The 7,161-nt window shown below is 49.7% G+C and carries 8 protein-coding genes and 1 pseudogene; all 9 read left to right on the top strand.

Annotated elements, in window-relative coordinates; translation table 11 throughout:
• Positions 1-236: pseudogene (locus FDW87_RS21965) on the top strand (tyrosine-protein kinase); the annotation flags it as partial.
• A gap of 120 nt (positions 237-356) precedes the next feature.
• A complete protein-coding gene (gene wcaA / locus FDW87_RS06385) occupies positions 357-1,199 on the top strand; it encodes a colanic acid biosynthesis glycosyltransferase WcaA (protein WP_016153592.1) in 843 nt (280 codons plus the stop codon).
• 2 nt (positions 1,200-1,201) lie between these two features.
• A complete protein-coding gene (gene wcaB, locus FDW87_RS06380; RefSeq protein WP_137379548.1) occupies positions 1,202-1,690 on the top strand; it encodes a colanic acid biosynthesis acetyltransferase WcaB in 489 nt (162 codons plus the stop codon).
• Entirely contained in the window at positions 1,687-2,904 is a 1,218-nt protein-coding gene (gene wcaC / locus FDW87_RS06375; protein WP_137379547.1) for a colanic acid biosynthesis glycosyltransferase WcaC, read from the top strand. Before wcaB ends, wcaC begins: the two co-directional genes overlap by 4 nt.
• Complete coding sequence (gene wcaD, locus FDW87_RS06370) at positions 2,879-4,096, top strand: colanic acid polymerase WcaD (protein WP_016153589.1); 1,218 nt, start codon at positions 2,879-2,881, stop codon at positions 4,094-4,096. Before wcaC ends, wcaD begins: the two co-directional genes overlap by 26 nt.
• A gap of 5 nt (positions 4,097-4,101) precedes the next feature.
• Positions 4,102-4,848 carry a colanic acid biosynthesis glycosyltransferase WcaE gene (wcaE, locus tag FDW87_RS06365; protein WP_137379546.1) on the top strand — a complete coding sequence of 249 codons (747 nt, stop codon included), beginning with the start codon at positions 4,102-4,104 and terminating at the stop codon, positions 4,846-4,848.
• A gap of 9 nt (positions 4,849-4,857) precedes the next feature.
• A complete protein-coding gene (gene wcaF, locus FDW87_RS06360) occupies positions 4,858-5,412 on the top strand; it encodes a colanic acid biosynthesis acetyltransferase WcaF (RefSeq protein WP_137379545.1) in 555 nt (184 codons plus the stop codon).
• A gap of 24 nt (positions 5,413-5,436) precedes the next feature.
• Entirely contained in the window at positions 5,437-6,558 is a 1,122-nt protein-coding gene (gmd, locus tag FDW87_RS06355) for a GDP-mannose 4,6-dehydratase (RefSeq protein ID WP_016153586.1), read from the top strand.
• Between the two features lie 2 nt (positions 6,559-6,560).
• A partial coding sequence (locus FDW87_RS21960; protein WP_252363041.1) for an NAD-dependent epimerase/dehydratase family protein occupies positions 6,561-7,161 on the top strand: 601 nt, incomplete at its 3' end.

The following is a 7,161-nucleotide window of genomic DNA, read 5'->3' as shown; positions in this document are numbered from 1 at the left end:
CCCCGCCAATACTGGCGGTGACCGATGCGGCTATCGTGGGGCGTCACGCTGGAACCACGCTGATGGTGGCGCGTTACGCGGTCAACACGCTGAAAGAGGTGGAAACCAGCCTGAGTCGCTTTGAGCAAAACGGCATTCAGGTGAAAGGGGTGATCCTGAACTCGATCTTCCGCCGCGCCAGCGGGTATCAGGATTACGGTTACTACGAATACGAGTACACCTCGGATACGAAATAGATTACGAACATTGCCGGATAGCGGCCCACAAAAACATATTTATACCCTAAATAACTCGAGTTGCAGGAAAGCCAACGCAGATGCAACTTGAAGTATGACGGGGATATCTGGGAAACGAAAATGACGACAGACAACCCGCTAATTTCAATTTATATGCCCACCTGGAACCGTCAGCAACTGGCCATCCGGGCGATTAAATCGGTACTGCGCCAGGACTATCCTCACTGGGAGATGATCATTGTGGATGATTGCTCTTCCTCGTATGAGCAACTGCAGCAATTTGTTGAAGAACTCAACGATCCGCGTGTGTCGTATACGCGTAATCCCACTAACTCCGGAGCCTGTGCGGTGCGTAATCAGGCCATCATGCAGGCCAGTGGGCAATATATTACGGGTATTGATGATGATGATGAATGGACGCCGAACCGCCTGAGCGTATTTCTCAATTATCGCCATCATCTGGTGACGCGGGCGTTTCTGTATGCCAATGACTATGTCTGTGAAGGCGAAGTATATTCGCAGCCGACCAGTTTGCCACTCTATCCGAAGGCCGTTTATTCACGCCGTAAATTTTATAAGCGCAATATTATTGGTAATCAGGTGTTTACCTGGGCCTGGCGGTTTAAAGCATGCCTGTTCGATACCACGCTGAAAGCGGCGCAGGATTATGACATTTTCCTGCGCATGGTGGTGGCGTATGGCAAACCGTGGAAGGTAAAAGAGGCAACGCAGATCCTGCATGTGAATCACGGTGAAATGCGTATTACCTCATCCCCGCATAAATTCTCCGGCTACTTTCAGTTCTACCGTAAGCACAAAGGCAAATTTGACCGGGCCAGCAAGAAATATCAGCTGTTTACCCTCTACCAGATCCGCAATAAACGGATGAACTGGCGCACGTTGCTGACGCTGCTTTCTGTTCGCAATAGTAAGCGCCTGGCCGACGGACTGCGAGGACGCTAAGTATGCTGGAAGATTTACGCGCGAACGGCTGGAGTCTGCGACCCTGCTGCATGGTGGTGGCCTATCGGATTGCCCATTTTTGCTCCGTCTGGCGTAAAAAAAATGTCTTGAACAACCTGTGGGCGGCGCCGGTACTGGTGATGTATCGCCTTATCACTGAATGCGTGTTTGGCTATGAAATCCAGGCAGCTGCATCTATTGGTCGTCGTTTCACCATCCATCATGGCTATGGGGTGGTGATCAATAAACACGTGGTGGCGGGGGATGATTTCACCCTGCGCCACGGCGTCACCATCGGCAATCTTGGCGGCAACGATCTGTCCTGTCCGGTCATCGGTAACGGCGTTGAGCTGGGGACCAATGTCACTCTGCTTGGCGGCGTTGCCATTGGCGATAACGTGACGATTGGCGCCGGGAGCGTCGTCGTGGATAGCGTCCCGGACAATACGCTGGTCGTGGGCGAGAAGGCGCGGGTGAAGGTAATAAAATGAAGATATTACAGTTTAATGTGCGACTCGCAGAAGGCGGGGCGGCAGGCGTGGCGTTAGATTTGCATCTGAGGGCGCTGGAGAAAGGGCTGTCGTCGCGTTTTGTCTACGGCTATGGCAAAGGCGGTAAGAAAAGCGTCAGCCATGCGAATTACCCGCAGGTTATCAAACATACGCCACGTCTGACGTCGGCGGCGAACATTGCGCTGTTTCGTTTCGCGAACCGCGACATGTTTGGCAATCTCGACAAGTTGTACCGTACGGTAACCCGCACTTCCGGCCCGCTGGTACTGCATTTTCATGTGTTGCACAGCTACTGGTTGAATCTGGAAGAGGTGGTCGCCTTTTGCCAAAAAGTGAAGGCGCATAAACCGGATATCACCTTCGTCTGGACGCTGCACGATTACTGGAGCGTGACCGGGCGCTGTGCCTTTACCGATGGCTGCGAAAGCTGGAAAACGGGCTGTCAGAAATGTCCAACGCTCAGTAACTATCCGCCGGTAAAAATCGATAAAGCCCATCAACAGTTGCCTGGTAAACGGCAGATGTTTCGCGCCATGCTGGCGCTGGGCTGCCAGTTCATCTCGCCCAGTCAGCATGTGGCCGACGCATTCAACAGTCTGTATGGCGTCGGTCGTTGCCGCATTATTAACAACGGCATCGATGTGGCAACGGAAGCCATTCTTGCCGAACTTCCCGCTAAGCATGAGGAAAGCGGCAGACCAAAAATCGCCGTAGTGGCCCATGACCTGCGCTATGACGGTAAAACCAGTCAGCAACTGGTGCGAGCGATGATTGCGCTCGGAGACAAAATTGAGCTGCATACCTTCGGCAAATTTTCTCCGTTTGTCGGGGATAACGTCATCAATCACGGGTTTGAGAGCGATAAGCGCACGTTGATGAGCGCGCTTAACGAGATGGATGGGCTGGTGTTCAGCTCGCGCGTTGATAACTACCCGCTGATTCTGTGCGAAGCGCTTTCCATCGGCGTACCGGTGATAGCTACGCACAGCGATGCCGCGCAGGAAGTGCTGGCGAAATCGGGCGGCAAAACGTTCAGCGAAGCGGACGTTTTGCACCTGGTGCAACTGAAAAGATCAGACATTGCGCAGGCGGTATTTGACACGTCGCTTGCCGCGTTCAGCCAGCGCAGCCGGGTGGCATACAGTGGACAACAGATGCTGGAGGAGTATGTCTCGTTCTATCAGAATCTGTAGCTACCTGGTGCTACCGCTGCTTTATCTGCTGGTTAACGTCAAACTCGCCCAGCTTGGCGAGAGCTTCCCGATAACTATCGTCACGTTCTTGCCCGTTCTGCTGTTGCTGTTTGTCGAGCGCATCAATATTAAAAAATTAATGATTGCGCTGGGCGTGGGGGGCGGACTGACGGCGTTTAACTATCTGTTCGGACAATCACTGGATGCCAGCAAGTACGTGACGTCCGCAATGCTGTTTGTCTATACCGTGGTGATTATCGGTATGGTGTGGAGTATTCGCTTCAAAACCATTTCGCCGCATAACTACATTAAGATCTTGCGTTTTTTCTGGCTGGTTGTGGGCCTGGTGGTGGGGTTAGCTGCGGTGGAAATGGCGCAGATAATTCTTAGTGGCGGCAGCAGTTTAATGGAAGTTATTTCGAAATATCTTATTTACAGTAATAGCTATGTTCTGAACTTTATTAAGTTTGGCGGGAAGCGCACCACTGCACTCTATTTCGAACCGGCATTCTTCGCTCTGGCGTTAATCTCAATTTGGCTCAGTATCAAACAGTTTGGTATCAAAACGCCTAAGTCCGATGCTATGATTCTGGCAGGGATAATATTATCAGGATCGTTTTCAGGGGTAATGACATTTATTTTGTTTTACCTCCTGGAGTGGGCGTTCCAGTATCTGAATAAAGATGCGATAAAAAAGAAGTTGCCGCTGGCGATAATCTCATTAAGCGTGTTTGTTGTTGGTGTGATATTTGCGTTTCCGTACATCGCGACACGGCTTGGAGATTTAGGAACTGAAGGCTCATCATCGTATTATCGTATCGTGGGACCATTAGTAATGGTCGGTTATTCGTTACTTAACGTTGATGGGGTAGTGAGATTCGGCTCACTTTATGAATATGTTGCGTCATTCGGAATTTTTAACGGTGCAGATGTTGGTAAAACGATAGACAATGGCTTGTATCTGCTGATTATTTATTTTTCATGGTTCGCGGTGATATTAGCCCTGTGGTACATGGGGAAAGTCATGAAGATGATGATCAATGCGTTTGGTGATAATCAGAATTATCGGGTGCAGCTTTATCTTTTTACGCCGCTGTCGCTGTTTTTTACAGGTTCAGTATTTAGTCCGGAATACGCATTTTTAATTGTATGTCCGTTTATTTTGCGCAAGGCGCTGAATATAGCGAGGTAAAACGCATGCTGCTCAGTATTATTACCGTCGCCTTTCGTAATCTGGAAGGGATCGTCAAAACTCACGCGTCGTTAGCTCATCTGGCGCAGGCGGGTGATATCAGTTTTGAGTGGATTGTTGTTGATGGCGGCTCCTCTGACGGTACCTCGGCCTTTCTTGAAGGGCTCAGTGGAGAGCACCGGTTACGGTTTGTCAGCGAGCCGGATAAGGGCATCTATGATGCAATGAACAAAGGTATCGCTATGGCGCGCGGGCGGTTTGCGCTGTTCCTCAACTCCGGGGATATTCTGCATGCAGATGCTGCTAATTTTATCCGCCAGCTAAAAACGCAGAGCGATAAAGCGATGGTCATTGGCGATGCGTTGCTGGATTTCGGTAATGGTAACAAAATTAAGCGGCGGGCCAAGCCGGGTTGGTATATTTATCACAGCCTTCCCGCCAGCCATCAGGCAATCTTCTTTCCTCTCTCTGGACTGAATGTCTGGCGCTATGATTTGCAATATAAGATATCGTCTGATTACGCGCTGGCAGCCAAATTATACAAGTCAGGTTACGCGTTTAAAAAGCTGAGCGGGCTGGTGTCAGAGTTTTCCATGGGTGGGGTGTCAACGACGAATAATCTGGAATTGTGCCGGGATGCAAAAAAGGTACAGCGCCAGATATTACACATGCCAGGTTTTTGGACCGGGTTGTCAGAATATTTACGTCTGCGCACAACTGGTAAAACAAAAACCTTATATGGAAAAGCGTAAGGGTACATTATGCAGGATTTAAGCGGCTTCAACGTGCCGGCAGGTTTTCGCGGCGGCGGTGCCATTAAAGTGCAATTATGGTGGGCAGTGCAAGCCACATTATTTCGCTGGTCCCCGCAGGTAATGTATCGCTGGCGTGCGTTTTTATTGCGAATGTTTGGCGCAAAAATAGGAAAAAACGTAGTTATTCGACCTTCAGTAAAAATTACTTATCCGTGGAAATTAACCCTGGGAGATTATTCCTGGGTGGGTGATGACGCGGTTTTATATACGCTGGGTGATATTACGATTGGTGCGCACGCGGTTATTTCGCAAAAAAGTTATTTATGCACCGGGAGTCATGATTATGCCAGTCAACATTTTGATATTAACGCCACACCAATTGTAGTTGGTGATAAATGCTGGCTGGCGACAGATGTCTTTGTCGCGCCTGGCGTGACGATTGGCGATGGCACCGTCGTCGGAGCACGCAGCAGTGTATTTAAATCGCTGCCAGCCAATGTCGTTTGTCGGGGAAATCCCGCAATAGTCACACGCGAACGCGTCGAGAAAGTTACTCCCTGAGGGGATCATTTAAGAGGTAATAACATGTCGAAAGTCGCTCTCATCACTGGCGTAACCGGGCAGGATGGTTCTTACCTGGCAGAGTTCCTGCTGGAAAAAGGGTATGAAGTACACGGTATTAAGCGCCGCGCTTCATCATTCAACACCGAACGAGTGGACCACATCTATCAGGATCCGCATTCGGGCAATCCCAAATTCCATCTGCACTATGGCGATTTGACGGACTCCTCCAACCTGACCCGTATTTTACAGGAAGTTCAACCGGATGAGGTCTATAACCTCGGCGCCATGAGTCATGTCGCGGTGTCGTTTGATTCACCGGAATACACCGCGGATGTCGATGCTATCGGCACCTTGCGTTTGCTGGAAGCTATCCGCTTCCTCGGGCTGGAAAAGAAGACCCGTTTTTATCAGGCTTCCACCTCTGAACTGTACGGTCTGGTACAGGAAATCCCGCAGAAAGAGAGCACGCCGTTCTACCCGCGCTCGCCGTATGCCGTTGCCAAGCTGTACGCCTACTGGATAACCGTCAACTACCGCGAATCTTACGGTATGTATGCCTGTAACGGCATTCTGTTTAACCACGAATCTCCGCGCCGCGGCGAAACCTTTGTCACGCGCAAAATTACGCGTGCGATCGCCAACATCGCGCAGGGGCTGGAGTCTTGCCTGTACCTGGGCAATATGGATTCGCTGCGTGACTGGGGGCATGCCAAAGATTACGTCAGGATGCAGTGGATGATGCTGCAGCAGGACAAGCCGGAAGATTTCGTGATTGCCACCGGCGTGCAGTATTCCGTGCGCCAGTTTGTGGAAATGGCCGCCGCTCAGTTGGGGATTAAATTGCGCTTTGAAGGCGAGGGCGTGAATGAGAAAGGCATTGTGGTTTCCGTAACCGGACACGACGCGCCGGGTGTGAAGCCTGGGGATGTCATGATTGCCGTCGATCCGCGCTATTTCCGTCCGGCAGAGGTGGAAACGCTGCTGGGCGATCCGGCCAAAGCACATGAAAAACTGGGCTGGAAGCCGGAAATCACGTTGCGCCAGATGATCTCGGAAATGGTTGCCAACGATCTTGAAGCAGCGAAGAAGCATTCCCTGCTGAAGTCGCACGGTTACGATGTTTTTATTGCACAGGAGAGCTAATAATGATGAAAAAACGTGTTTATATTGCGGGGCATCGTGGAATGGTGGGGTCTGCTATTTATCGACAACTCGCGCAGCGTGACGATATAGAGTTGATCACCCGTAATCGTGAGCAGTTAGATTTGTTAGACACTAAATCGGTTAATGATTTCTTTACCAGTGAACATATTGATCAGGTTTATCTTGCAGCAGCAAAGGTGGGTGGGATTATGGCTAATAACAATTATCCATCTGATTTTATTTATGAAAATATGATGATGGAAAGTAATATTTTGCATGCCGCCCACAACTCTAATGTTGGGAAGTTATTGTTTTTGGGGTCGTCATGCATTTATCCTAAATTTTCGCAACAGCCAATTAAAGAGAGTGAATTGCTTCAAGGTTCACTTGAGCCAACCAATGAACCTTATGCCATAGCTAAAATTGCGGGGATAAAACTATGTGAGTCATATAATCGCCAGTATCGTCGGGATTACCGCTCGGTAATGCCTACTAATCTTTATGGACCAAATGATAATTTTCATAGAGAAAACTCCCACGTTATACCCGCTTTATTACGCCGTTTTCATGAAGCCACGCTGAGAGATGAAAAATATGTTGAGG

This window comes from Citrobacter sp. wls826 (genome assembly GCF_005281245.1).
In the GTDB taxonomy this organism is placed as follows: domain Bacteria; phylum Pseudomonadota; class Gammaproteobacteria; order Enterobacterales; family Enterobacteriaceae; genus Citrobacter; species Citrobacter braakii.
This window is presented reverse-complemented; position numbering and strand designations above follow the sequence as displayed.